Below are 25,718 nucleotides of genomic sequence, written 5' to 3'. Positions count from 1 at the left end.
AATCTTCCCTCTTTCAGACGACCCCATGCGAATGATGTGAAAGGTCGTCTGAAACACATTCAAACCCCTCCGAAACGAGACATTCATGACCCTGCAAATCGGTATCGACTTAGGCACGACCAACAGCCTGATTGCCCAGTTCCACAACGGCGAAACCCGCCTGATCCCCAACCAACACGGCCATTTTCTGACACCGTCGGTCATCAGCGTCGCCGAAGACGGCAGCATCCTGACCGGCATCGCCGCACGCGAACGCCTCTCCACCGCCCCGACGCTGACCGCCTCGGCATTCAAGCGATTTATGGGAACGGATAAAACTTTCCATTTGGGCAAGCGCACGTTCCGCGCCGAAGAATTGTCCGCGCTGATTTTGAAAAGCCTGAAAGAAGATGCGGAAGCCTTTTTGGGGGAACCAGTATGCGATGTCGTGCTGACCGTTCCCGCCTATTTCAACGCCATTCAGCGTCAGGCAACGAAAAACGCGGCGCAGATGGCAGGTTTGAACGTCTTGCGTCTGCTCAACGAACCGACTGCCGCCGGTCTTGCTTACGGTTTGCAGGAAAAACCCGACGACACGCGCTTTTTGATTTACGACTTGGGCGGCGGGACGTTTGACGTATCCGTACTCGATTATTTCGACGGCGTCGTCCAAGTATCCGCCAGCGCGGGCGACAACCATTTGGGCGGCGAAGATTTCGTCAACGTCTTGCGCCAGTGCTTCCTGAAAAAATGTACGACACTGACGTCGTCTGAAAGCGACAAACTGGCGCAAAACAGCGAATTGTGGCAGGTATTGGAAACCGCCAAGCGCAAACTCGGCGAAGAAATGCAGGCGGAAATCCGTTTCCATTACGGCGACACGGTTCACTCTGCCGTCATCAGCCGCGAGGAATTCCAAGAAGCCGCCACGCCATTAATGGGCCGCCTGCGTCAACCGCTGGAACGCGCATTGCGTGATGCCAAGCTGCACCCTTCGCAAATCGACGGCATCATCTTGGTCGGCGGCGCGACGCGGATGCCGATGATCCGTCATTCCATTGCCCAACTGTTCCGCCGCATCCCGCTTGTTTCGGTCAATCCCGACGAAGCCATCGCACGCGGCGCGGCGGTGCAGGCAGCACTGATTGCGCGTAACGAAAGCGTGGAAGAAGTCGTCCTTACCGACGTGATGCCCTTCTCGCTCGGCACGGAAGCCGGCATGGACATCGGCGACCAATACGTTACCGGACGGTTTTTCCCAATTATTGAACGCAATATGCCCGTTCCCGTTTCGCGCGTCGAAACTTTCATTACTTCCCACGACGGGCAGAAAGTGATCAGTGTCGAAGTTTTGCAGGGCGAATCCATGTTGGCGAAAGAAAACCTGAAACTGGGCGAACTGTCGGTCAACGTCCCGCCCAAGCCGAAAGGTCAGGTATCGATAGACGTCCGCTTCAGCTACGATGTCAACGGGCTTTTGGAAGTCGATATCAGCAACCGCGACCTGAATCTGCACATGAATCAGGTTTTCCGTCAAAACAGCCAAAGCCTGACGCCTGAAGAAATCGAAGCCTCCCTGCGCAAACTCGCCGCCTTGAAAATCCATCCGCGCGACCAGCAGCACAATATCTATCTACTAGAAAAAGCCAAACGCCTATACGAAGAATTTCTCGGAGACAACCGGCACATCATCGCTGCGGAAGTGGCGCGTTTTGAAGCCGTATTGGAAACGCAGGACGCAATCGTCATCCAGAGGGCGCAACAGCAATTTAGCGAATTTTTAAACCGTTTCGACGGCGGCTGGCTGCTGTAAGCACATCGCTTTTTTTACCGAACACGCCGGACAATCAAACATAAAACCCATTAGAAACAAAAAATTATGCGACACCGGCAAAAATAAGTTGACACACTCCAACGGCATCCATATAATGCACGGCTTATCGGGTCGTTAGCTCAGTCGGTAGAGCAGCGGACTTTTAATCCGTTGGTCGAGCGTTCGAATCGCTCACGACCCACCAAATTTAAAAAGCTGAGTTGAAAAACTCAGCTTTTTTATTATCTTTCAGATACACGCAACCCAAACCATACAGAAACGTCGTATCGGTTTAAAACTAACCCGCCAAACAATCTCGGCTGTCTAAAACGCCGCTATCGTACAAAACCGCGTTTTCAGACGACCCCTCTCCCTACAACCCCACTCGGAATCGACATGATCAGCAGACTGACCGGCAAACTCATCGAGAAAAACCCGCCGCAAATCGTCATCGACGTCAACGGCGTCGGCTACGAAGCCGACGTATCCATGCAGACTTTCTACAACCTGCCCGCCTTGGGCGAAACCGTGCAGCTTTACACCCAGCTTGTCGTCCGCGAAGACGCGCATTTATTGTTCGGCTTTGCCACTGCCGACGAGCGGGCGACGTTCCGCCAGTTGGTCAAAGTCAGCGGCATCGGCGCGAAAACCGCGCTGGGCATACTCTCCGCCATGTCCGCCGACGAGCTTGCCCGCGCGGTCGCCGACGAAGACATCAAACGCCTGTCCTCCGCCCCGGGCATCGGCAAAAAAACCGCCGAACGCATGGTTTTGGAACTGCGCGGCAAACTGGTTTCCCATGCCGCTGCCGATGGGCTTTTCGCCGCCGCGCCTGCCGCCGACGAAACGGACGACATCGTCAACACCCTGATTGCATTGGGTTACAACGAACGCGAGGCAAAAGCCGCCATCAAGGGTATTCCGAAAGGCACGGAAGTCGGCGAAGGCGTGCGCTTGGCTTTGAAAAATCTGTTGAAATAAAACATATCCTACCTTGCCGTCAAAACGCGGCAACCATACAAAAAGGTCGTCTGAAACCCGATTCAGGTTTTCAGACGACCTCTTTTTTACGTCAAACCGCTTACGCGCCGCGTTTTTCCAAAGCGGCTACGGCGGGCAACTCTTTGCCTTCCAAGAATTCGAGGAACGCGCCGCCGCCGGTGGAGATGTAACCGATTTGGTCGGTAACGCCGAATTTGGCAATCGCCGCCAGCGTGTCGCCGCCGCCCGCAATCGAGAACGCTTTGCTTTGGGCGATGGCTTCGGCAAGTGCTTTCGTGCCGCCTGCGAATTGGTCAAACTCAAACACGCCGACCGGACCGTTCCACACCACCGTGCCTGCGGCTTTGAGCAGTTCGGCAAGTGCGGCGGCGGATTTCGGGCCGATGTCCAAAATCATATCGTCTTCGGCAACGTCGGCAATGTCTTTCACGACCGCTTCGGCATCGGCGGCAAAGGCTTTGGCAACGACGACATCGGTCGGCAGCGGTACGGAGCCGCCTTTGGCCGCCATTTTCGCCATGATTTTTTTGGATTCTTCCACCAAATCGTGTTCCGCCAGCGATTTGCCGATGGCTTTGCCTTCCGCCAAGAGGAAGGTATTGGCGATGCCGCCGCCGACGATGAGTTGGTCGACTTTGTCCGCCAGCGATTCGAGGATGGTCAGTTTGGTGGACACTTTGCTGCCGGCGACAATCGCCACCATCGGGCGCGCGGGCTCTTTCAGGGCTTTGCCCAAAGCGTCGAGTTCGCCCGCCATCAATACGCCGGCGCAGGCAACGGGCGCGGCTTGGGCAACGGCTTCGGTCGAGGCTTGGGCGCGGTGGGCGGTGCCGAACGCGTCATTGACGAACACGTCGCACAAGGCGGCATAGGCTTTGCCCAGTTCCAAATCGTTTTTCTTCTCGCCCTTGTTGATGCGCACGTTTTGCAGCATGACGACATCGCCCGCGTTCAGGGCGGGTTTGTTTTCACGCCAGTCGTTCAATACTTTCACGTCTTTGCCCAACAGGCCGCCCAAGTGCGCGGCAACGGGCGCGACATCGTCTTCAGGATGGAACTCGCCTTCGGTCGGGCGGCCCAAGTGGGTCATCACGATAACGGACGCGCCGTTGTCCAAGCAGTATTTGATGGACGCGAGCGAGGCGCGGATACGGGTGTCGTCGCTGATTTTGCCGTCTTTGAACGGCACGTTCATATCGGCGCGGATGAGGACGGTTTTGCCCTGCACGTTTTGTTCGGTCAGTTTCAGAAATGCCATGATGTATCCTTTGTGAAGGTTGGAAACGGAAATGGGAATGTTCTCAATTATCCGCGAACGGGGCGCATCGGTAAAGGCGGGATTTGTCTGCACTTGATTTGCGTCAGCGGTAGGGTCGATATAAGGTCGTCTGAAAACGTGGTTTGAATGCAGTAAAAAACCAAATCCTTCCTTTCAGACGACCTCCCGCCGAATCTTTGCTAAACTACACGAAAATACGTTCAACACCCTCAAACCTATGCTCACTTACACCCCGCCAGACCCGCGCCAACCTGCCAAAACCCATGAAAAACCCTGGCTCTTGCTGCTGATGGCATTTGCCTGGCTGTGGCCGGGCGTATTTTCGCACGACTTGTGGAACCCCGCCGAACCCACCGTCTTTACCGCCGTCGAAGCCTTAGACGCAGGCGCGACGCCGTTGGTTGCCCATGTGTTGGGACAGCCGGATTTTCAGATTCCGCCCGTCTATTTGTGGGTGGCGGCGGCATTCAAACACCTCTTGTCGCCTTGGGCGGCGGACGCTTATGATGCCGCGCGTTTTGCGGGCGTTTTCTTCACGATTATCGGGCTGACCGCCTGCGGTTTTGCCGGATTCAACTTTTTGGGCAGGCACCACGGACGCAGCGTCGTCCTCATCTTGATCGGCAGCATCGGACTGCTCTCGGTCGCGCACTTCCTCAACCCCGCTTCCGCCGCTTTTGCCGCATCGGGCATGATATTGTGCGGCTTTTCATTGGCGCAACGCCGCGTCATCACTGCCTCACTGCTGCTGGGCGGTGGCTGGGCGTTACTGTCGCTTTCATCGGGCTATCTGATGACCGCCGCGCTGATGTTTTTAGCACCCGCCCTGTTGCTCGATGAGAAATGGCGCGTCAAACGTTATTACCTGACGCTGGTCGGCGCATTTGCCATCGGGCTGCCGCTGCTGACGGTTTATCCGCTCATCTTCTCCAGAACGCAGCCCGAACTGTTTTCCATCTGGCTGCAACATCACTCGCTCGGCGCATTCGGCGGCTTTGGTGATTTTCAGACGACCTTCAGCCTGTTCTATTACCTGAAAAACCTGCTCTGGTTTACCCTGCCCGCGTGGCCGCTCGCCGCATGGACGTTGAGCCGCCCCCGCATACGCGAAAAAAACTGGAGCGTATTGTGCATTTCATGGTTCTTTATCGTCCTCAGTATTCTTGCCGTCAGCCCGCAACGCCTGCAAGACAACCTCGTTTGGCTGCTGCCCCCGCTTGCCCTGCTCGGCGCGGCGCAACTGGACGGACTGCGGCGCGGCGCGGCGGCGTTTATCAACTGGTTCGGCGTCATGGCGTTCGGACTTTTCGCCATTTTCCTGTGGACGGGCTTCTTCGCCATGAACTACGGCTGGCCTGCCAAACTCGCCGAACGCGCCGCCTATTTCAGCCCGTATTACACGCCCGACATCGACCCGATACCGATGGCGGTCGCCCTGTTGTTTACCCCGCTGTGGCTGTGGGCGATTACCCGCAAAAACATCCGCGGCAGACAGGCAGTGACCAACTGGGCGGCAGGCGTTACGCTGGCATGGGCATTGCTGATGACCCTGTTCCTGCCGTGGCTCGACGCCGCCAAAAGCCACGCGCCCGTCGTCCTCCAAATGGAAGCCGCCCTCTCTCCCGAACTGAAACAACGGCTTTCAGACGACCTAGAATGTATCAGCATCGCCAACGAAGACCACCGCGCCCGTATCGCTTGGGCGCAATACAGCAACTTGAAACCCCATATCGACGACGCTGCCTGCCGCTACCGTCTGGTGCAGCAGCCTAAAAACACCGACGCACCGCCGGGCTGGACGAAAATCTGGCAGGGCGCGCGCCCGAGAAACAAAGCGGAAGGCTTCGCCTTACTGGAGAAAGCGGAATAACTCTGCCATACACATGAATGACAAACGTCGTCTGAAAATCAGTTTCAGACGACGTTTTTTCATGAGGGTTTGAATATCGGAAGCATCGTTTGCAAGAATGCGTCTGACAGGTATTTGATAAACACAAAGGTCGTCTGAAAAAACCATATTCAGGTTTTCAGACGACCTTTTATGCTTCAAATCCCGCGTTATTGCAGACTGTGTTCCAATGACACGCCTGCCGCCCATCCGGTTTTGGGGTCTTTGCTTTCTTTGACTACGCCTGAGTTGAACGAGAGGGTCGTGCGTTTGGAGAATTTGTATTCGGTGTTGAACGCAAGCTGTTTGTAGTTCTTGCCGGTATCGGAGCGGCCGTAGGCGACACCGAGTTTGGGGGTGATGTTGCCCATGGTGTAGCCGGCGGTCACTTGGAAATCGCGGGTGTTGGTATTGGTTTTGGTTTCGTCTTCCCAGTGGAATTTGTCGGCGACATTGCGGGCGTACATCATGCCGGCGGCGAGGTAGAGGTTGTCTTTGTCGTAGCCGACTTTCATGGAATGAACCTGTCTGTCTTTGGTATCGTCAGGCGAGCCGTTGCGGGCGTATTCGAGGGCGTAGTGGGCGTTGAAGCCGTTGGTCGGGTGTTTGTAGTGCAAACCTAAGCCCGCCATCCAGTCGCCGTTGCGTTTCCTGTCTTTATATTTGTTGGCACCGGGCGCGATTTGGACGCGGTAGTTGAAGCCGTTGTCGAAGGTTTTGGATTCGTAGTTCAGGGCGATTTCACGGCCGCCGAAACGGGTCATGCGCCCCATGGTTTGGGTGTGGTTGTTGCCGTTGAACGCGTCTTGTTCGCCGGTCAGGTAGTGCATGGGGGTACTGAGCCAGCCGGCGCGGACGGTACCGAAATCGCCGCGCAGACCGATATAGGAGTCGTCTGTACTCCAGCCGTTGTAGTCGAAGGCGACGAATGAATTGATGCCGTAGATGAGCTTGAGGTCTTTGTCGAGTTTTTCACTGCCCATAATCCAGATACGGCTGTTGTTGTCGGATATATCGGTAGCGGATTGCCCTTTGCCGTTGCGTTCGTGTTCGATAGAAGTAAATATCCGTCCGCCGATTTTGGCTTCGTTATCGGATGCCAATGCGGGGACGGCAAGCGGGACGGCAACCGCAATCATTAATAACTTCTTCATTTTATTCTCCTTTTACTTGATTTTTCTGGGTCTGCGTTTAAACAGGGTTTTATACTATTTTAGGCGTGCAAAAAAATCAATATTTTTGTAATCGCTTGTAACTTTTATTTTCAAAAATGTTTTTTACGGCGTTTTTTTGTGTTATCTTGCAAACCAATTCCAAGAACAGGCGGATTGTTTCAGATATTTATAGAGAATAAATCTTTTTATTCGCCTAAATTCAGAATATTCCCCTATCTTGTAGTCATATGTAATTTTTATTTCTGCAAGACTCAAACCTGAGGGAGATAACGAGAAGAGGAGAAAAAACGTGCTGCCGAACAAACTTTATTCCATATCGGCTTTATCGCTTGCCGTGGTGTTCGCGCTGTCGGCGTGCAACCGCGAAGTCAAGCCCGCGCCTGAATTCAAACGCAGCGAATACAATAAAATCGTCATCAGCAACGCGGTCGAACCGAGTACGCTCGACCCGCAAAAAAGCTCGGATATGGCGGCAGGCGCGATTATCCGTCAGATGATGGATGGCTTGGTCAGTACGGATGCCGAAGGCAAAACCATTCCTGCGCTGGCGTTGAAATGGGAGTCGTCGGATGAAGGGCGTGTTTGGACGTTCCACCTGCGCGATGCAAAATGGAGCAACGGCGACCCGATTACCGCCGAAGATTTCGTTTACAGCTTCCGCCGCCTCGCCGATCCCGAAACCGCCGCACCTAACAGCAGCTACTTGGAGGACGCGAAAGTACAGGGCGCGGCGGAGATTTTGCAAGGCAAGGCGAAGCCCGATACTTTGGGCGTGAAGGCTTTGGACGCGAAAACGCTGCAATTCACGCTCACCGCGCCTGTGCCGTATTTCCCCGATATGCTGGTTCAGCAGTTCACCTATCCCGTCCACCGCGCCACCGTCGAGAAATTCGGCGAAAAATGGACGCAGCCGGGCAATTATGTCTCCAGCGGCGCATACATCCTCAAAGAATGGCACGTCAACAGCCACATCACCATGGATAAAAACCCTGCTTATTACGACAGCAAAAAAGTATCCATCCCGCGGGCGGTGTTCCTCGCCAGCGGCAAAGAATACGACCGCTACCGCGCCGACGAAGTGGACGTTACCTACGGCATCCCTTCCGACCAGATTAAGATTGCCGAGAAAGAATTTCCCGGTCAGGTTCGGCGCGCGACTTTGCTGTGTTCTTGGTTTTTAGAGCCGAACTTGGAATCCGCCGAATTTAAAAATCCCAAAGTCCGCCGCGCGCTCAACCTGCTGACCGACCGCGCCATCATTACCAAGGTTGCCGCACGCGGCGACAAGGAAGCGTTCCAGCTTACCCCGCCGAATATGCAGGGCGGCGGCGAGTCTGCGCCTGCGTGGAAGCCGCTGAAACGCGAAGCGCGTATTGCCGAAGCAGAAAAACTCTTGCGCGAAGCGGGTTATAGCGAAGAGAAACCGTTCGAGTTCCAAATCGTCTATACCACCAGCGAGGCCGCCAAAAAACAAATCACCGCGCTGCAATCCATTTGGAAGGCGACCGTGCCGTTCGTTCGCCCCACGTTGATGAACGAAGAATGGAAAACCTTCTTGGACAAGCGTATGCAAGGTAATTTCAGCATGGCGTTTGCAGGCTGGTGTTCCGACTACAACGACCCTGCGGGCATGCTCAATATTTTCAAATCCAACAATCCGAACAACGCCTTCCATTACAAGAATCCCGAATTCGACAAGCTGATGAACAGCACGCTCGAAGCGGGCATTTCCGCCGAAGAGCGCGCCCGCCGCTACGTCAGCGCCGAGGCGATGCTGCAACGCGACGACGCCTTTATCCCGCTGTATCACCAAGTCAGCATCAATCTGGTGAAACCCGACATCCAAGGCTACTCCGACCGCGACCCGCTGAAAAACTACACCGTCAAGAATTGGTCGTTTGCACCCAAGAAGTGATTTGATAACATAGACACGTTTTTCAGACGACCTCCCTGTACACTAAATTGAAGAGGTCGTCTGAAACCGCGAAACCCTATTGGAGAATCCCGTTCATGAATACCGTATCGAATTACCTGTCCGCATTGCGCGAAGCCATGAAGGCGCAAGGCTTGGACGCACTCGTCATCCCCTCCGCCGACCCCCATCTTTCCGAATACCTGCCCGCACACTGGCAGGCGCGTCGCGAATTGTCGGGCTTTACCGGCTCGGTCGGCACTTTCGTCGTTACCGCCGATGAAGCGGGCGTTTGGGTGGACAGCCGCTATTGGGAGCAGGCGACCAAACAGCTTGCGGGCAGCGGCATCGAGCTGCAAAAAAGCGGGCAAGTTCCGCCGTACAACGAATGGCTCGCGGCAAACCTGCCCGAAAACGCCGCCGTCGGCATCCCTTCCGATATGGTGTCGCTCACCGGCAAACGCACTTTGGCGCAATCCCTAGCCGCAAAAAACATCCACATCGAACACCCCGACGACCTGCTTGACCAAGTGTGGACAAGCCGTCCCGCCATCCCCGCCGAAACAGTGTTCATCCACGACCCCGCCTACGTTTCTGAAACCGCCGCCGAAAAACTCGCCCGCGTGCGCGCCGTCATGGCGGAAAAAGGCGCGGATTACCACTTGGTTTCCTCGCTTGACGACATCGCTTGGCTGACCAACCTGCGCGGCAGCGACGTGCCTTTCAACCCCGTTTTCGTATCCTTCCTGCTTATCGGCAAAGACAACGCCGTCCTGTTTACCGACCAAGGTCGTCTGAACGCCGAAGTCGCCGCCGCGCTGCAAACCGCAGGCATCACGATCGAACCTTACGCCCAAGTTGCCGACAAACTCGCGCAAATCGGCGGCACGCTGCTTATCGAGCCGAACAAAACCGCCGTCAGCACCCTCGTGCGCCTGCCCGAAAGCTTGTGCCTGATCGAAGGCATCAACCCGTCCACCTTCTTCAAATCCGTCAAATCCGAAGCCGACATCGCCCACATCCGTGAAGCGATGGAACAAGATGGCGCGGCGTTGTGCGGATTCTTCGCCGAGTTTGAAGACATCATCGACAACGGCGGCAGCCTGACCGAAATCGACGTGGACACCATACTCCACCGCCACCGCAGCGCACGTCCGGGCTTCATTTCATTGAGTTTCGACACCATCGCGGGCTTCAACGCCAACGCCGCCCTGCCGCATTACAGCGCAACGCCCGAAAGCCACAGCACCATCAGCGGCAACGGTCTGCTGCTCATCGACTCCGGCGCGCAATACAAAGGCGGCACGACCGACATCACCCGCGTCGTCCCCGTCGGTACACCGACCGCCGAACAAAAACGCGACAACACCCTCGTTCTCAAAGCCCATATCGCGCTTGCCGAAGCCGTGTTCCCCGAAAACATCCTCTCGCCGATGATAGACGCCATCTGCCGCAAACCCTTGTGGCAGGCGCAATGCGACTACGGTCATGGTACAGGACACGGCGTAGGCTATTTCCTCAACGTCCACGAAGGCCCGCAAGTCATCGCCTGTGCCGCCGTTCCCGGCCCGCAGCACGCCATGAAAAAAGGCATGGTTACCTCCATCGAACCCGGACTCTACCGTCCCGGCAAATGGGGCATCCGCATTGAGAACCTCGCCGCCAACCAAGCTGTTGCCAACCCGCAGGAAACCGAGTTCGGCAGCTTTCTCTACTTCGAAACCCTGACCCTCTGCCCCATCGACACCCGCCTGATGGATACCGCCATGATGACCGACGGCGAAATCGACTGGGTCAACCGCTACCACGCCGAAGTCCGCCGCCGCCTCGAGCCGCTGACCGAAGGCGCGGCAAAAGCATGGCTGATCAAACGCACCGAACCGCTGGCGCGTTAACCGCAAAGGTCGTCTGAAAAAGGCCGTAGCGTGGGCTTTGCCCACGAGAAACACCAGCAAAAAGGTCGTCTGAAACCAAAAATCCGATTTCAGACGACCTCCGAAACAAACCCAAAACGCAGGCTTCCGCCCGCGACTGCCACAATAAAAAACCGTCCGAAATCCTATTCTAAAGTTTTCAGACGACCATAAAACAAAAGCCCGCACACTCCAAAACCAAGGGCCTGACTACAAAGAAGAGAAACCACCCCAAGCGTCCGAACCCCATTCAGACCGCCTTCCCGTATTCAGGCATATTCCGACCCACCACGCCCCGAGCAGGTACGATATGCTGAAATTCATCATCCGCCGCATACTTTCCGCCATCCCCACCATGCTGGTACTGATTACCGTCTCATTCTTCCTGATGCGGCTCGCACCCGGCAGCCCCTTCACCGGCGACAAAAACGTACCGCCCGCCGTACTGGCCAACATCGAAGCCAAATATCATCTGAACGACCCGATGTACCTGCAATACTTCAACTATCTCAAACAACTCGCCCACGGCGACCTCGGCCCCTCGTTCAAATACAAAGACTACAACGTCAACGAGCTGCTCGCCCAAGCCCTGCCCGTTTCCGTCGAGCTGGGCGTGTACGCCTTCATCATCTCCACCGTCTTGGGCGTACTCATGGGTACCATCGCCGCACTCAGGCGCAACACATGGGCGGACTACACCATCATGACCGCCGCCATGACCGGCATCGTCGTCCCCAGCTTCGTCAAAGCCCCCATCATGATTTTCATCTTCGCCATCACCCTCAAATGGCTGCCCGCCGGCGGCTGGAATGACGGCTCATTGACCAGCCTCATCATGCCCGTCGCCGCCCTCTCCATAGGCTATGTCGCAGGCCTCGCCCGCATCACGCGCGGCGCGATGATAGAAGTGTTGAACAGCCCCTACATCCGCACCGCCCGCGCCAAAGGATTATCAATGAACAGCATCGTCCTGCGCCACGCCCTGCGTCCCGCCATGCTGCCTATCCTTTCCTATCTCGTTCCCGCCTTCGTCGGCATCATCACCGGCGCCATCGTCATCGAAAGCGTCTTCGGTCTGCCCGGCATCGGACAACTCTTCGTCAACGGCGCGCTCAACCGCGACTACGGCATGATCTTGGGGCTGACCATCCTCGTCGGCGTACTGACCATCGTCTTCAACGCCATACTCGACATCCTCTACGCCCTGATCGACCCCAAAATCCGCTATTAAAAGCAAAAAAGGTCGTCTGAAAACCGGTTTTGCCGTTTTCAGACGACCCCCGAACAAAAAACGGAGAACACCATGCTATTCAACAAGAAAAATTCCCGCGCCATAGCAGAAGCCGCCGAACAGGCACAAGTACACGGACGCAGCCTGTGGCAGGACGCATGGCGGCGTTTCAGCAACAACAAAGCCGCCCTGTGTAGCGTCTTCATCCTTGCCGCCATTATCCTCTTCGTTATCGCCGTCCCCTGGGTCAGCGCCTACACCTACGACCACACCGACTGGGACAACATGCAAATCCCGCCTTCCTTCGCCACCCGCCACTACTTCGGCACCGACCTGCTCGGACGCGACCTCTTTACCCGAGCCGCCGCCGGCGGACGCATTTCCCTGCTCATCGGCATCGCAGGCGCACTCGTCGCCGTCGTCATCGGCACGCTCTACGGCGCACTCGCAGGCTTTTTCGGCGGCAAACTCGACTCCGTCATGATGCGCCTGCTCGAAATCCTCAACGCCTTTCCGTTTATGTTTTTCGTCATCCTGTTGACCACCTTCTTCGGACGCAACCTCTTACTCATCTTCGTCGCCATCGGACTCGTCTCATGGCTGGACGTCGCCCGCATCGTCCGCGGACAAACCCTCAGCCTCAAACACAAAGAATTCGTCGAAGCCGCCCGCATCACAGGCGTATCCCGCCGCCGCATCGTTACCCGCCACATCATCCCCAACGTACTCGGCGTCGTCATGGTTTACGCCTCCCTGCTCGTCCCCGGCATGATCATGTTCGAATCCTTCCTCAGCTTCCTCGGATTGGGCGTACAAGAACCCAAAACCAGTTGGGGTTCCATGCTCCAAGAGGGCGCAGCCTCCATGGAAGCCGCCCCATGGCAGCTCCTCGTCCCCTGCTTCTTCCTCGTCGCCACCCTCTTCTGCTTCAACTTCATCGGCGACGGCCTGCGCGACGCACTCGACCCCAAAGACCGCTGACACACACAACGAGGACACACCCATGACCACCCCATTACTCACCGTCGAAAACCTCGACATCCGCTTCCAACTCCACGAAAAAACCGTCCACGCCGTGCGCAACATCAGCTTTCAAGTCGCCAAAGGCGAAACCCTCGCCCTCGTCGGCGAATCCGGTTCCGGCAAATCCGTTACCGCCATGTCCCTCATGCGCCTCCTGCCCGAAAATAGTACCCGTTACGGACAAGACTCGCGCATCACCTTCGACGGCACATCCATCCTCGATGCAGACGAAAAAACCCTCCGCAGCCTGCGCGGCGGACGCATCAGCTTCATCTTCCAAGAGCCCATGACCTCGCTGAATCCCTTCATGAAAATCGGCACCCAGCTCACAGAAGCCCTGCGCGTCCACAACAAAACCATCACCCGCAAAGCCGCCCGCGAACGCATTCTCGACCTCCTCAACCGCGTCGGCATCCGCGAAGCAGAACGTCGTCTGAAACAATACCCCCACGAATTCTCAGGCGGCCAGCTCCAGCGCATCATGATCGCCATGGCGCTGCTCAACGACCCCGCCCTGCTCATCGCCGACGAACCCACCACCGCCCTCGACGTCACCATTCAAGCAGAAATCCTCGACCTCCTGCACGACCTCCAAAAACAAATGGGCATGGCGATTATCTTCATCACCCACGACCTCGGACTCGCCGAACACTACGCTGAAACCGTCTGCGTCATGAAAGACGGCGAAATCGTCGAGCGCGGCAAAATCAAACAAGTCTTCGCCAACCCGTCCCACCCCTACACCGCCCAACTCATCCACTCCGTCCCCAAAGGCATGAAAGACCCCGTAGAAGGCAACCCGCCCGAGCTCATCCGTGCCGACAACATCAACGTCCACTTCACCCTCAAACACAACTTCTTCGGCAAACCCCTCAAAACCTTCCACGCCGTCAAAAACATCAGCCTCGCCATCCGCCAAGGCGAAACCCTCGGCATCGTCGGCGAATCCGGTTCCGGCAAATCCACGCTCGGCAAAGCCATCATGCAAATGCTCCCCTACCAAGGCAGCATACACTTCGACAACAGCGACCTCGCCGCCCTCACCCCCGAACGCGCGCGCCAGCTCAAAGCCGAACGCCAAATGGTCTTCCAAGACCCCTACGGCTCACTCTCCCCCCGCCTCACCGTCGGCGAAATCATAGGCGAAGGCCTCACCGTCCACCGCCCCGAAATGACCAAAGCCCAACGCACCGAACTCGTCCTCAAAGTCCTGGACGAAGTCTCCCTGCCCGCCGACGCGCTCAACCGCTACCCGCACGAATTCTCAGGCGGACAACGCCAACGCATCGCCATCGCCCGCGCCCTCATCCTGCGGCCCAAGTTCATCCTCCTCGACGAACCCACCTCCGCCCTCGACCGCTCCGTCCAAATCAAAGTCGTCGAACTGCTGCGCGGACTCCAAACCAAATACGGACTGACCTACATCTTCATCAGCCACGACCTCTCCGTCGTCCGCGCCGTCAGCGACAACGTCGCCGTCATGCAGCACGGAGAACTCGTCGAATACGGCAGCGCAGACCAAATCTTCCACCACCCCCAAAAAGACTACACCAAACGCCTCATCAACGCCGCCTTCGACCTCTGACCCAAGGTCGTCTGAAATCAAAAGTAGCGTGGGCTTCGCCCACGAACCCGTCTAACGTCAAAAGGTCGTTTGAAAACCCACTTTCAGACGACCTTCTTTCATCCCCGACCCATTCATCTCCCTCCCTTACAAAACCACCCATACAACATCTTTACCTCTTATCCTCCGTTGTTTATCCTACCTGTCATTTTGACTTATATTCAGACTTTCATCATAAACCCATCCAAACCGTCATGGCTGACCGCTAGTTCTACCCCGTTCTTTCTCTGCCATGTTTACCCAAAAGCTATTCGAAAACAGACAAAACCTGCTTTTGCTGCCTTATCGAGAGGAATTAAAGAGTGTCGAAAGGTAAATATTTACTTTATATCGCGGTTATCTTTCTAGCCTCATGTATCGTTTCTTTTAATGATTATGAACTACAACCTAAAAATTATGTGATCAACAAAGAATTTAATAAAGTTTTATTTGATATAGATTTTATTAATACAAAACAGGAAATGATACATAATTTACAAAAAGCATATACACACCATGCCAATTGTGAAAGTGTAGAAAAAACACATGATGCAAAGTTATTTGGTGAAGTAGAGTTATTTGGATTTATTCTTGGTCCAGAATATAGTGAGCTAAAAAATAGTCAGACTGATAGTTTGACAGGAAGTATCCGCTTGTGCAGATACCATAACTCATCTGATTGTATACAGGAAAAATTTAAACAAAAAAGATATACATTTAAATGTGTAGCTGCATTCTATGAGGGAATGGATCGCGGTTATCGATCCAAGCCTTTTCTCATCGACTTTGATACACGGATGCTTAAACAACAGCCGTAGTAAGCACTAATATTTAAGCAACTGGTCAGCTTCGTTCATCGTCATTTTACGCAAAAGTAATTCGAAAACAGACAAACCTGCTTTTGCCATCTTATCCAGAGGAGTTAAAAAGTGTCGAAAGGTAAATATTTAATTTTTATCGCAGTTTTATTCCTGACCTCATGTATCGTTTCTTTTAATGATTATGAACTACAACCTAAAAATTATGTGATCAACAAAGAATTTGATGAAGTTGTATTTGATATGGATTTTATCAATACAAAACAGGAAATGATAAATAAATTAAAGCAAACCAATACAAAACCTGTTCATTGTGAAAGTAGCGAAAAAACATATGTTATAGAGTTATTAGGTTTTGTTGATTCGGAATCTAGTGATATAAAAAATAGCCAGAGTGATAGGTTGACAGGAAGTGTACGATTATGCAGCAACGATGACCGATTTAATTGTGTACAGGATAAATTTGAACAAAAAAGATATACATTTAAATGTATAGCTGTGTTCTATGAAGGAATGGAGCGTGGCTATCGATCCAAGCCTTTTGTCATCGACTTTGATACACGAACGCTTAAAAAAGAACTGTAATCCTAGAGTGGGCTGAATCCAATATTTTTAGCGATTTGAAGGTGTTATTGCGCTACGCCCAACCTACTTACCAATCTACTTACCCTCTTTGCTAAAGGTTACATCATGAGATCTTTGATCATATCTATAATCCTGTTTTGTTCATCCGGCTTTTGCATCGCCCAGGAAATTCATCCCATTAAAAATGATGGATCATGTGATGATCAGAATTACAAATTAAGCCTTTTCAAAACAAATGATGCTTTATTTTCGGCATCACACTGTATCACCATTCATAATGAAGAAATAGACGAAATCAACGGAATAGATGGAATAGAAGAAATAATCCATAACAGTATATTGGTTAATGGGAAAAAATATGAATTAAAAAGTTTTAGAAAAGAGAATAGTCCAAGTAGGAAAATCAACTTGGAAGCAGTGAGTGTATATAAGAATAATCGCCATCCCCCATTGCTTATTACTCTATTTTCAGAGGAATTTTGTTGTTACCCTCAACCTGAGGGTAAAGATTATACGATTCATTTATATCAAATTTATAAAGGTGAAGAAAATAGTAAAATACAAATTATATCTGTAGATCATATTTTAGGTAAAAATGTTTCAGGATATGATGGTGGCTCTGATGTAAAAACGAAATTTAAATTAAAAAATATCAGGGAAATAAAAAAATATTTAAATAAGAAGAAAGCTCTTCTTAATCAATGTATTGAGTAGGTACAGATTGAGTTGAAATCCAAAATTGATAAAGGTCATCTGAGCCTTTTCAGACGACCTTCTTTTGAAGTGGAATCATGTTTAAAAAATTTGCTTTAATAACCATTTTGTTAACTATAATTTTTTCTTATTTTTATTTTAGATATAGCGCATATTGCCATTATAAAGAAAAGACTTTACCTAGTTATCAAGTTCCTAGTGATGGAGACCAATGTGAAAGGTTTAGCGTAAGTGAAAATAAAAAAATTGTTGTTTGTTTGGATAGTATAGGAAATTTTTTGAGCATAGACGGCCTCAACTCCGGTATCTATTTATATGATGAATAAGGTAAATTACTGTCTTTTTATTATCTCTATAATGAGGTTTGGCTAGGAATGCCATTAGACTTGAACTTAGATGAAGAAGGTATATTCGATTTAGGTCTATATGCTCAAGCAGAGTCCTTTTCTATAAACCCATCTATTTTCCATAGGATAGAAGCAAAATTTATTGATAATTTATGCCATAAATAAAATTTTAATCTATATTATTTTATATAATTCAATTACTTAAAAGGCAGGTGGAAATCTGCCGGTATTTTTATCCTTAAATAATATTGTTTCAATCCCCAATTGAAGTAGTTTTAAAATAATAGGCAAAGTTTATGAAAAAGAAAAAAATAGTGAAATGGTTTGGTTTCTTTATATTGATATTTGGGTTGGTTGAGTATTGGCGAATAACGGGGATGGGAGAAGAGATAAAAAATCTCTCTGTGAGTAGTGATTGTTACCAAAACAAATATTTAGTGAACTATCAAGAAGGTTCTTGTGGACTATATTTTATGCAAAATCCTGAAGCAATTTATCGGGAATTACGCTACAAAGATAACCCCGAATGTGAGTATTTATATCAACATAAAGTAGAACGTTTAGAACAAATAGAATTGGAAAAAAAGATTTTGGCAGATAATCGCAGAATTTTAAAGAATAGAAAAACTTTTGCCTGTACAGGATGGAACGGTTTTAGGACAGCAATCTTTATTGCCGATGAAAAGGATAATTTGCTCTACTATTATCGAGATACATTCCCATTTGGTACGGAATGGGTTCCTGAAAATTTTGCAAGACAATCTGTCAATGATGAATATATCGGCTGGAGTGGCGGACCTGACGGCGGTCCTGCTGCGCCACTTCACCCCAACCTCCTTCAACGGATAGATGCAAAAATTATCCAGTGGCTGGTTGAATTGTTTTATTGAGCAGAAAGAGCCCCCCCCCTTTTGAACCTTTGGTTTCCTAACCTATCATGAAAAAAATAATTTTCCTAATATTGCTTTGCGTGTTTCCCTTTGTGATACATGACTTCATTACTGAACAAAAACGACAAATCGTCATCCATAATTCATCTCCTTATTGGCTGCAAGTCAACGTTTATAGAAAGTATGACAATCAGACTGAGGATGAAGCAATGGAAAATTACTGGAATTTCAATTTAGAGAAGAATGAATCTTCCCCGATCTACTTCTCATATAATAAAAAAAATATTAATGAAACCCTCTATCTTGGTTTTTCTTTTTTCCAGCCAGATAATGATGATCTATTCTATACAGATGAATCTGTACCAACTCCAAAGCAGAAGTTCATGGAAATTCATCGCGACTCGGGCGATTTCTGTGAGAGGCATATTTATCTTGGGAGCAGTGGAGAGATAATTAAAGATGAAGCAGTTAAAGGATTTTGCTTGGGGCGATTATTGAGTTAAATCCTTCATTATTTGAATCCTTGACTAAGTTTCAAGCAAGTACAGATTGAATTTATCAAGGTCGTCTGAAAAACCTCCATTCAGGCGACCTTTCTACCGTTTATCCCATTTGCTTTACCGTTAATGACGCTCAAGTTACCATACGAACCTCATTGTTATCTTTAAATTCAACGCCATGACTGCCTGCCAATCCTATCATCTCACCTTCGCCCGATTCTCCCCGTCCCTCTCCGTTAAATCCTTCACCGCCTCCGAAGCCGCCAACACCGCCTACCGCGTCGAAATCACCGCCACCTCCACCGATTCCTCACTGCCGCTGTCTTCCTACCTCAACCAGCGCGCAGCATTTGAAATCCGTCCGCAGGAGGCCGTATTGTCCGAAGTCGCCGCCGCCTTCGCAGCCGGTTCGGACGAGTCTCCGGCGAAACAATGGCAGGGCATTGTGACTTCATGCGAGAAACTGTCGGTCTCCAAGGATGAAACCGTTTACCGCTTTGTTTTAGAGCCGCGTTTCGCGGCTTTAAAACATTTCCAATCTTCCCGACTGTTTCAAAACCAAACCGTCCCCGACATCGTTGCCGCCGTCTTCAAGCACCACGGCTTCTCCGGTGTCGACTACCGTTTCCAAAAAAGCCGCAGCTACAGCGTCCGCGAGTATGTGACCCAGTATCTCGAAAGCGACTTTGCCTTTATCAACCGTCTGTGTGAGGAAGAAGGCATTTGGTATGCCTTCGAACAGCATGAACAACACGGCGATATCGTCGTCTTCGGCGACAGTCCCGAACACTACTTCCGCGACCAAAGCCTACCCGTTTCCTACCGTCCCCATGCCGGACTGGAAAGCGTCGGTACCGAAGCACTCTTCAACTTAAGCATCCGTCACAATCCCATCGTCGAAGGCATACGCAGTGCCGACTACAACTACCGCACTGCCGATACCGACCTCTTTGCCGAAACCGACAACAAACAATCCGAAGAGTCTGCCGACAATACCGTCTTATTGGGCAAACAGCAAAACTGGGGCCTTCATCCCAAAACCCCCGATGAAGCCAAAGTTCAGACGACCCTGTTGAACGAAGCCGTCCTCTGCCGCCAAACCGTCGCCAACGGCAGCGGCAACGTCGTCTCCATGGCACCGATGAAAGTGTTCCAAACCGATACCGCCTTCCCCGAAGCACCCGACGGCTGGCTGGTACTCAGCATGGAACACAGCGGCAGCCGCGATACCGCCTACACCCACACCTTTACCGCCATACCCGCCCAACTCGCCTTCCGTCCAGAACGCACCACCCCGCGTCCCCATATCGCCGGCACACTGCCCGCACGGGTGACCGCGGCAGAGAACTGCACCTACGCCTACATCGACGACATGGGACGCTACCGCGTCAAACTGCCGTTTGATTTGGACGAATGGAGCCCCGGCGGAGAAAGCCGTCCCGTCCGACTCGCCAAACCCTATGCCGGTCCCGAATACGGTATCCACTTCCCCCTGCACGAGGGCACCGAAGTTATGTTGTCCTTCGTCCAAGGCAACCCCGACCGCCCGTATATCTCCGGCGTCATGCACGACAGTGCCCATCCCGACCATATTCCTGCCGATTGGAACACAAGGAACGTCATCCGTACCTGGGCGAACAACAAACTCAGGATGGAAGACCAAAAGGGACAGGAACACATCAAACTCGCCACCGACTACCAGAAATCCCAACTCAACCTCGGCCACATCGTTGACAGCGGTAGGGAGAAACGCGGAGAGAACGGCGAAGGCTTCGAACTCAGAACCGACGGCTGGGGTGCCGTACGGGCGGGGAAAGGCATACTCGTCAGCGCACAAAACCAAGACGCCAACGGCAAAGTGCTGGATATGGACGATGCCATTTCCCAACTCGAACAGGCACTTTCCCTCGCCAAAAGCCTGAACAAAGCCGCCCAAACCGCCAACAACCACCACACCGATGAAGAAACCCAAAGGGGTCGTCTGAAAGACGCCCTTAAAGACCTCAAAGAAGCCGGCTTGATCCAAACCGCCCCTGCCGGTATTGCTACCGCAACCCAGCAAAGCCAACTGCACACCGCCAATGAAAACATCCATCTCGTCAGCGGCAACCATACCGACATCACCGCCGGACAAAGCCTGACCGCCCATGCAGTAGAAAGCCTCAACCTGTTTGCCCAAAGCAGCGGCATTAAGGTACAGGCCAATCAGGGTAAAGTGGAAGTACAGGCACAGAATGACGAGTTGCAGCTGAATGCGCTGAAGGATGCAACGTTAACCAGCAGCGCAGGGAAAATCACCATTGCGGCGAAGGAGGAGATTCTGATTACCTGCAAAGGGGCGTATATCAAACTGGCGAACGGGGAGGTTGAGATTGGGAGTCCGAAGCTGGTTAGGGTGAAGGCGCCGATGGAGGTGGGTGGGGTGGAAAGTCTTTCCATTCCGGCATTGCCACTTTTTAAAATGACAGGGACTTACAAGTTGCAATATCAACTGACGGATGATAATAATCTCCCGCATGCCAATAAGAAATACACGGTTTATTTATCCGATTATCAAAAGCTGGAAGGTGTTACAGACGAAAATGGAATGACACAGGTGTTTTACAGCGAAAAAGCCAGTATTGCCAAAATTCACTTACATCTAAAGGAAGAAGAAAATCATGGGAAATGAATTGAAGACGACAAAAGGAAAATTTGTCAAAGGAGATAATTTTTTGGTCAAGCAGAAAATTACGACTCCTTGCGAACATAAAATCGATGGTGCGGTAAAGGTGGCGGAGTATATAGTCAGAGAAATCAAAAAGAACACTCGGAGTAAAATAGCGGAGAATATTAGATATTACGCTTCTGAAGAGGAGTATACGAAGAGGTTCAACGAGTGGAAAAATTCGTCTCTTATAGTGAGGTTATTGACACAGCCTGATCCACGCAATTTAATAATAGCAAAAACATTATGGACTGAGCGTGTTTTTAAGGGGAGACCGTGGGATCATAAAGAATATATCATTGAAACATTTAAGGGTTATGCAGTTGTGCGTTCGGCTTATTCTCATAAACTTAAACAAAATCGGACATTCAAAAAGCATTGGCATAAATATAAAAATTATGATTACAGATATGATATTTGGTCAAACATACATTATGGGTATGTTGGTTTAAGTGTTGGTTTTCAAAAGGAAACGCTATTAAATGGAGCAAATTTGGCACAGATAATAGATAGTTCAGGAGGGGATGCCGGAGATCCGATTGATGATGTTACTGCAATTAATATAGGCTTTTCTTTGTATAAGAAATTTGGTAAATTTGCTGATAAACTAACTGCAAATGATGTATTGGATGAGCTGAATAAACTTCCTGATAATAAATTGCCAGATGCAAGAAAAAGGCATACTTGTTTAGAAAGTAAAAATAAGTTATAGATTATGAATAAAAAAATTTTAATGGTTTTATGTATCTTTTTATTATGTTTTTTTTATAAAAATCTCCACCCTAAGGTAACATATTTTTACTATAATGAAGGTAAGCGCACTAGTATTACCTTAATTAGGAGTGATGGTAGTAAGGAATACTTGCGTCCTTTTTTTACTAATAATGTAACTTTTTATTTTCCATTCGATTGGTCATCTGAGCCAGATGGTATTATTTTAATATCAAAACATGACACAGCTATCTTTTTAAAAGAAGATATAACCTTTTGTACCATGGAAATTTACCTGGATGAAAATCAGAAAATTTCCGATGTTAAACAATATGATGGACTTTGTATTAAACCGTAGATATTCAATATTTGTAAAGTGTATTGAAAGACGAATTTTTCGCCACTGTCGCAGGCTGTACTTTGGCAGCTGCCATCGGAAAATACCGCATGCCTGGAAATAAATTAATTGTAGAAAGCGTTTATCTCTATATCCGAGATACATTTGATTTTCTTAACGATAATGGCGGATATCAATACCTAGGGCATTGGAATCATACAGGATTTGATGTGTTTTATAGCCATCAGCTTTCAGATAAGAAAAATGAGATTATAGCAGCCTCAGCCTATATAGCAGCCCCCCTTCTCTTTTCGATTCCAAGCCGGAAGACCGTTTCTACCCAGTTAGGAACAGCCATTTCAACAAATGGCGAGATTTAAACAAACTAGGCGGGGATCTGCTGATATTTTCATCTTTGAAAAAATATCGTTGTAACCCTCCAATTGAAGTGGTTTTGAAATAATAGGCAAAATTTATGAAAAAGAAAAAAATAGTGAAATGGTTTGGTTTCTTTATATTGATATTTGGGTTAGTGGAATATTGGAGAATCAAGGATATTGGAAAGGAAATTAATAACCTGGATATAAATAGCAAATGCTACCAGAATAATGACTTTATTGAATATAACAATTATTCTTGTGGATTTTATTTTATAAACAAAATCTCAAAAGGATTATCTGATGATAAGGAATATGAGTTTTGTGAAACCAGACATAGCAGAGAGAAAGAAAAAGTTGAAGAGATAATTAGATTTAAAAATAAATTATTACAGGATCAAAAGACATTACAAAATAGAAAAATCTTTGCCTGTAGAGGATGGAATGGTTTTAGGACAGCAATCTTTATTGCCGATGAAAAGGATAATTTGCTCTACTATTATCGAGATACATCCCCATTTGGCACCGAATGGGTTCCTGAAAATTTTGCAAGACCCTCTATCGATGACGAATATATCGGCTGGAGTGGTGGACCTGACGGCGGTCCTGTTGCTCCACTGCACCCAAACCTCCTTCAACGGATAGATGCAAAAATTATCCAGTGGCTGGTTGAATTGTTTTATTGAGCAGAAAAAGCCCCCCCTTTGAACCTTTGGTTTCCTAACCTATCATGAAAAAAATAATTTTCCTAATATTGCTTTGCGTGTTTCCCTTTGTGATACATGACTTTATTACTGAACAAAAACGACAAATCGTCATCCATAATTCATCTCCTTATTGGCTGCAAGTCAATGTTTCTAGAACGTATGACAATCAGACTGAGGATGAAGCAATGAAAAATTACTGGGGTTTCAATTTAGAGAAGAATGAATCTTCCCCGATCTACTTCTCATATAATAAAAAAAATATTAATGAAACCCTCTATCTTGGTTTTTCTTTTTTCCAGCCAGATAATGATGATGTATTCTATACAGATGAATCTGTACCAACTCCAAAGCAGAAGTTCATGGAAATTCATCGCGACTCGGGCGATTTCTGTGAGAGGCATATTTATCTTGGGAGCAGTGGAGAGATAATTAAAGATGAAGCAGTTAAAGGATTTTGCTTGGGGCGATTATTGAGTTAAATCTTTCATTATTTGAATCCTTGACTAAGTTTCAAGCAAGTACAGATTGAATTTATCAAGGTCGTCTGAAAAACCTCCATTCAGACGACCTGAGACCTTTGCAATAACATAGGTTACTAAAATTTTATGCTCAATCTCATTTTCAAAATGCAAAACCTTTCTGATTTTTCCTACTTTTTGCTCAATATTAGGAAGATTTTAGTCAATTGAAATTTTTTGGTGCATTTTTATGTGTCAAATTTCGTTAACAGACTATTTTTACAAAGGTCTCGACCTTTCTACCGTTTATCCCATTTGCTTTACCGTTAATGACGCTCAAGTTACCATACGAACCTCATTGTTATCTTTAAATTCAACGCCATGACTGCCTGCCAATCCTATCATCTCACCTTCGCCCGTTTCTCCCCCTCCCTCTCCGTTCGTTCTTTCACCGCCTCCGAAGCCGCCAACACCGCCTACCGCGTCGAAATCACCGCCACCTCGACCGATTCCTCCCTGCCACTGTATTCCTATCTCAATCAGCGCGCAGCATTTGAAATCCGTCCGCAGGAAGCCGTATTGTCCGAATCCGAAAAGTAGGAATATATCGAAAGACACCTGCAAACCATAGCAGGCTGGATAGGTAGCACCAAAAAAGGAGAAAACCATGAATCTTGGAACGACCCACAAGGCAATCAGTGAGCGGGTTGTAGCAGCTTTGCTCGCTACTCTTTTGCTCGCTCTGATCTCATTAACAGTTCATGCTTCAGACGACAAGGAGAAAATCATGCCGCAGGAAGTAACTTTACAATTGGGCAAAAAAGGGCCGGAAAGCTTCAAACAGGCAGGGGCGGTTGCAGATCACCATACCGCAGGAGAACTGGTCGGCTTTTTAGATTTGAAGTGGCCGTCAAAACAATTGGGAACCGTCACCATCCGCCACAGCGGCCATGACCTGACTATTCCGCATACCTTTACCGCCATGGGATCGGTACGTTCCGAACCTGAGGGAGAGGGAGTAAATAATATTGTTTTAAACAGCGGCATCAGTGCCGGCGAACTTATCCGCCATCGTGAAGCCTATGATTTATGGGTTAAGCTGATGAAGCGGATACAGGACAGTGGCTGGCAACGTTATATTTATTTATCCAGTCCTCGGCTGACAGGTAAAGATGCCATCAGATATTTCCAAGATGAAGAAAATTTTGGCTTGGGTAATATTACCGATCCCGGTGCAGTTCCAGATTTCAATACATGGTATAGCGTGATAATACAACGAGCCATTTTTGCAGATTTTTATTTAGATGGTATTGAAATGAGTCTTACATTTGATCGAACCGTCAGAGACCAAGAAGATTTAGATCAAATTAATAAAACATTGAGTTTTAAAGAATGGGGGCAGTATATGATGAGGATCTCATTCACGACCGCGCGCTACAGCACCCGAAATGACATATATAACACATTTATACCTAACGGTTATGATATCGATAAACTTCAAAAAGAAATGGATAAAATCAGCTCCAGCCTGCCGGAATACTGGCAACGCTACCGTGCCATCGAATTGGCAAAACGCAAAAAAGAGGAGGCCATGTTGGTTAGCAAGGGGTATAAAATCGATGAGGGCTATCAGGATCCCGATTTACTACCTTATTTGCAGAAAGAACCTAAGTTTTAAGGGGTTAAGACCTTTGCGAAATTCCCCAAAATCCCCTAAATTCCCACCAAGACATTTAGGGGATTTTGGGG

Annotated in this window: 23 protein-coding genes, 1 tRNA gene and 1 pseudogene; 23 read left to right on the top strand and 2 right to left on the bottom strand. The window is 49.6% G+C overall.

Annotated features, from left to right (window positions below; all coding sequences use genetic code 11):
• The first annotated feature begins 85 nt into the window (after positions 1–85).
• The 3 genes from ACMYUL_RS06630 to ruvA all read left to right on the top strand — a co-directional run bounded on the left by ACMYUL_RS06630 (position 86) and on the right by ruvA (position 2,773).
• Complete coding sequence (locus ACMYUL_RS06630) at positions 86–1,792, top strand: molecular chaperone HscC (RefSeq protein WP_070869966.1); 1,707 nt, start codon at positions 86–88, stop codon at positions 1,790–1,792.
• Between the two features lie 129 nt (positions 1,793–1,921).
• Positions 1,922–1,997 (top strand) — tRNA-Lys (locus tag ACMYUL_RS06625).
• Positions 1,998–2,188: 191 nt separating this feature from the next.
• Positions 2,189–2,773 carry a Holliday junction branch migration protein RuvA gene (gene ruvA / locus ACMYUL_RS06620; protein WP_003758809.1) on the top strand — a complete coding sequence of 195 codons (585 nt, stop codon included), beginning with the start codon at positions 2,189–2,191 and terminating at the stop codon, positions 2,771–2,773.
• Between the two features lie 100 nt (positions 2,774–2,873).
• Here the strand turns inward: ruvA and ACMYUL_RS06615 are convergent, their stop codons facing one another.
• Positions 2,874–4,052: a phosphoglycerate kinase gene (locus tag ACMYUL_RS06615; RefSeq protein WP_070857411.1), complete on the bottom strand. Its 1,179-nt coding sequence runs from the start codon at positions 4,050–4,052 to the stop codon at positions 2,874–2,876.
• Positions 4,053–4,290: 238 nt separating this feature from the next.
• On the opposite strand from ACMYUL_RS06615, the gene ACMYUL_RS06610 reads away from it, so the two are divergent.
• Positions 4,291–5,943: an ArnT family glycosyltransferase gene (locus tag ACMYUL_RS06610; protein WP_415772742.1), complete on the top strand. Its 1,653-nt coding sequence runs from the start codon at positions 4,291–4,293 to the stop codon at positions 5,941–5,943.
• 188 nt (positions 5,944–6,131) lie between these two features.
• Here ACMYUL_RS06610 and ACMYUL_RS06605 read toward each other — a convergent pair whose 3' ends face one another.
• Positions 6,132–7,115, bottom strand: a complete 984-nt coding sequence (locus ACMYUL_RS06605) for a porin (protein ID WP_204827584.1) — start codon at positions 7,113–7,115, stop codon at positions 6,132–6,134.
• A gap of 310 nt (positions 7,116–7,425) precedes the next feature.
• On the opposite strand from ACMYUL_RS06605, the gene ACMYUL_RS06600 reads away from it, so the two are divergent.
• From ACMYUL_RS06600 to ACMYUL_RS06510, 19 genes and pseudogenes are all read left to right on the top strand, one after another.
• Positions 7,426–9,051, top strand: coding sequence for a peptide ABC transporter substrate-binding protein (locus ACMYUL_RS06600; RefSeq protein ID WP_415772739.1), 1,626 nt, complete (start codon positions 7,426–7,428; stop codon positions 9,049–9,051).
• 95 nt (positions 9,052–9,146) lie between these two features.
• Positions 9,147–10,943, top strand: a complete 1,797-nt coding sequence (locus tag ACMYUL_RS06595) for an aminopeptidase P family protein (protein ID WP_415772737.1) — start codon at positions 9,147–9,149, stop codon at positions 10,941–10,943.
• Between the two features lie 328 nt (positions 10,944–11,271).
• Entirely contained in the window at positions 11,272–12,192 is a 921-nt protein-coding gene (gene oppB, locus ACMYUL_RS06590) for an oligopeptide ABC transporter permease OppB (RefSeq protein WP_003741770.1), read from the top strand.
• A 72-nt stretch (positions 12,193–12,264) separates the two neighbouring features.
• Positions 12,265–13,173 (top strand): oligopeptide ABC transporter permease OppC, encoded by a 909-nt coding sequence (gene oppC, locus ACMYUL_RS06585; RefSeq protein ID WP_049231158.1) that lies wholly within the window; start codon positions 12,265–12,267, stop codon positions 13,171–13,173.
• 22 nt (positions 13,174–13,195) lie between these two features.
• The gene (locus ACMYUL_RS06580) at positions 13,196–14,800 is read left to right on the top strand and encodes an ABC transporter ATP-binding protein (protein WP_415772735.1); all 1,605 of its coding nucleotides are present in this window, start codon (positions 13,196–13,198) and stop codon (positions 14,798–14,800) included.
• A 341-nt stretch (positions 14,801–15,141) separates the two neighbouring features.
• Positions 15,142–15,636 carry a hypothetical protein gene (locus ACMYUL_RS06575; RefSeq protein ID WP_070512992.1) on the top strand — a complete coding sequence of 165 codons (495 nt, stop codon included), beginning with the start codon at positions 15,142–15,144 and terminating at the stop codon, positions 15,634–15,636.
• A 111-nt stretch (positions 15,637–15,747) separates the two neighbouring features.
• Positions 15,748–16,221 (top strand): hypothetical protein, encoded by a 474-nt coding sequence (locus ACMYUL_RS06570; RefSeq protein WP_070512988.1) that lies wholly within the window; start codon positions 15,748–15,750, stop codon positions 16,219–16,221.
• Between the two features lie 105 nt (positions 16,222–16,326).
• Positions 16,327–16,935: a hypothetical protein gene (locus tag ACMYUL_RS06565; protein WP_070512983.1), complete on the top strand. Its 609-nt coding sequence runs from the start codon at positions 16,327–16,329 to the stop codon at positions 16,933–16,935.
• A 643-nt stretch (positions 16,936–17,578) separates the two neighbouring features.
• On the top strand, positions 17,579–18,172 hold the full coding sequence (locus ACMYUL_RS06560; RefSeq protein ID WP_415772733.1) for a hypothetical protein: 594 nt from the start codon (positions 17,579–17,581) through the stop codon (positions 18,170–18,172).
• A gap of 209 nt (positions 18,173–18,381) precedes the next feature.
• Positions 18,382–18,675, top strand: coding sequence for a hypothetical protein (locus ACMYUL_RS06555; protein ID WP_415772731.1), 294 nt, complete (start codon positions 18,382–18,384; stop codon positions 18,673–18,675).
• A 175-nt stretch (positions 18,676–18,850) separates the two neighbouring features.
• Positions 18,851–21,343: a type VI secretion system Vgr family protein gene (locus ACMYUL_RS06550; RefSeq protein ID WP_415772729.1), complete on the top strand. Its 2,493-nt coding sequence runs from the start codon at positions 18,851–18,853 to the stop codon at positions 21,341–21,343.
• Positions 21,333–22,091: a polymorphic toxin type 44 domain-containing protein gene (locus ACMYUL_RS06545; protein ID WP_003768473.1), complete on the top strand. Its 759-nt coding sequence runs from the start codon at positions 21,333–21,335 to the stop codon at positions 22,089–22,091. The genes ACMYUL_RS06550 and ACMYUL_RS06545 overlap by 11 nt, the downstream gene beginning before the upstream one ends.
• Before the next feature lie 3 nt (positions 22,092–22,094).
• Positions 22,095–22,448 carry a hypothetical protein gene (locus ACMYUL_RS06540; RefSeq protein ID WP_036493024.1) on the top strand — a complete coding sequence of 118 codons (354 nt, stop codon included), beginning with the start codon at positions 22,095–22,097 and terminating at the stop codon, positions 22,446–22,448.
• Between the two features lie 23 nt (positions 22,449–22,471).
• A complete protein-coding gene (locus ACMYUL_RS06535; RefSeq protein WP_276308316.1) occupies positions 22,472–22,807 on the top strand; it encodes a DUF6402 family protein in 336 nt (111 codons plus the stop codon).
• Positions 22,808–22,812: 5 nt separating this feature from the next.
• Positions 22,813–22,890 (top strand): annotated as a pseudogene (locus ACMYUL_RS06530) (hypothetical protein); the annotation flags it as partial.
• Positions 22,891–22,902: 12 nt separating this feature from the next.
• A complete protein-coding gene (locus ACMYUL_RS06525) occupies positions 22,903–23,490 on the top strand; it encodes a hypothetical protein (protein WP_415772727.1) in 588 nt (195 codons plus the stop codon).
• 44 nt (positions 23,491–23,534) lie between these two features.
• Positions 23,535–23,990, top strand: coding sequence for a hypothetical protein (locus tag ACMYUL_RS06520; RefSeq protein WP_415772725.1), 456 nt, complete (start codon positions 23,535–23,537; stop codon positions 23,988–23,990).
• Between the two features lie 360 nt (positions 23,991–24,350).
• On the top strand, positions 24,351–24,569 hold the full coding sequence (locus ACMYUL_RS06515) for a hypothetical protein (protein ID WP_415772723.1): 219 nt from the start codon (positions 24,351–24,353) through the stop codon (positions 24,567–24,569).
• 67 nt (positions 24,570–24,636) lie between these two features.
• Positions 24,637–25,647, top strand: a complete 1,011-nt coding sequence (locus tag ACMYUL_RS06510) for a hypothetical protein (protein ID WP_415772721.1) — start codon at positions 24,637–24,639, stop codon at positions 25,645–25,647.
• The last annotated feature ends 71 nt before the right edge of the window (positions 25,648–25,718 follow it).

This window comes from Neisseria sp. CP9 (genome assembly GCF_047758525.1).
Taxonomy (GTDB): Bacteria; Pseudomonadota; Gammaproteobacteria; order Burkholderiales; family Neisseriaceae; genus Neisseria.
Note: the sequence above shows the minus strand (reverse complement) of the source record. Positions and strands in the feature narration are given on the sequence as shown.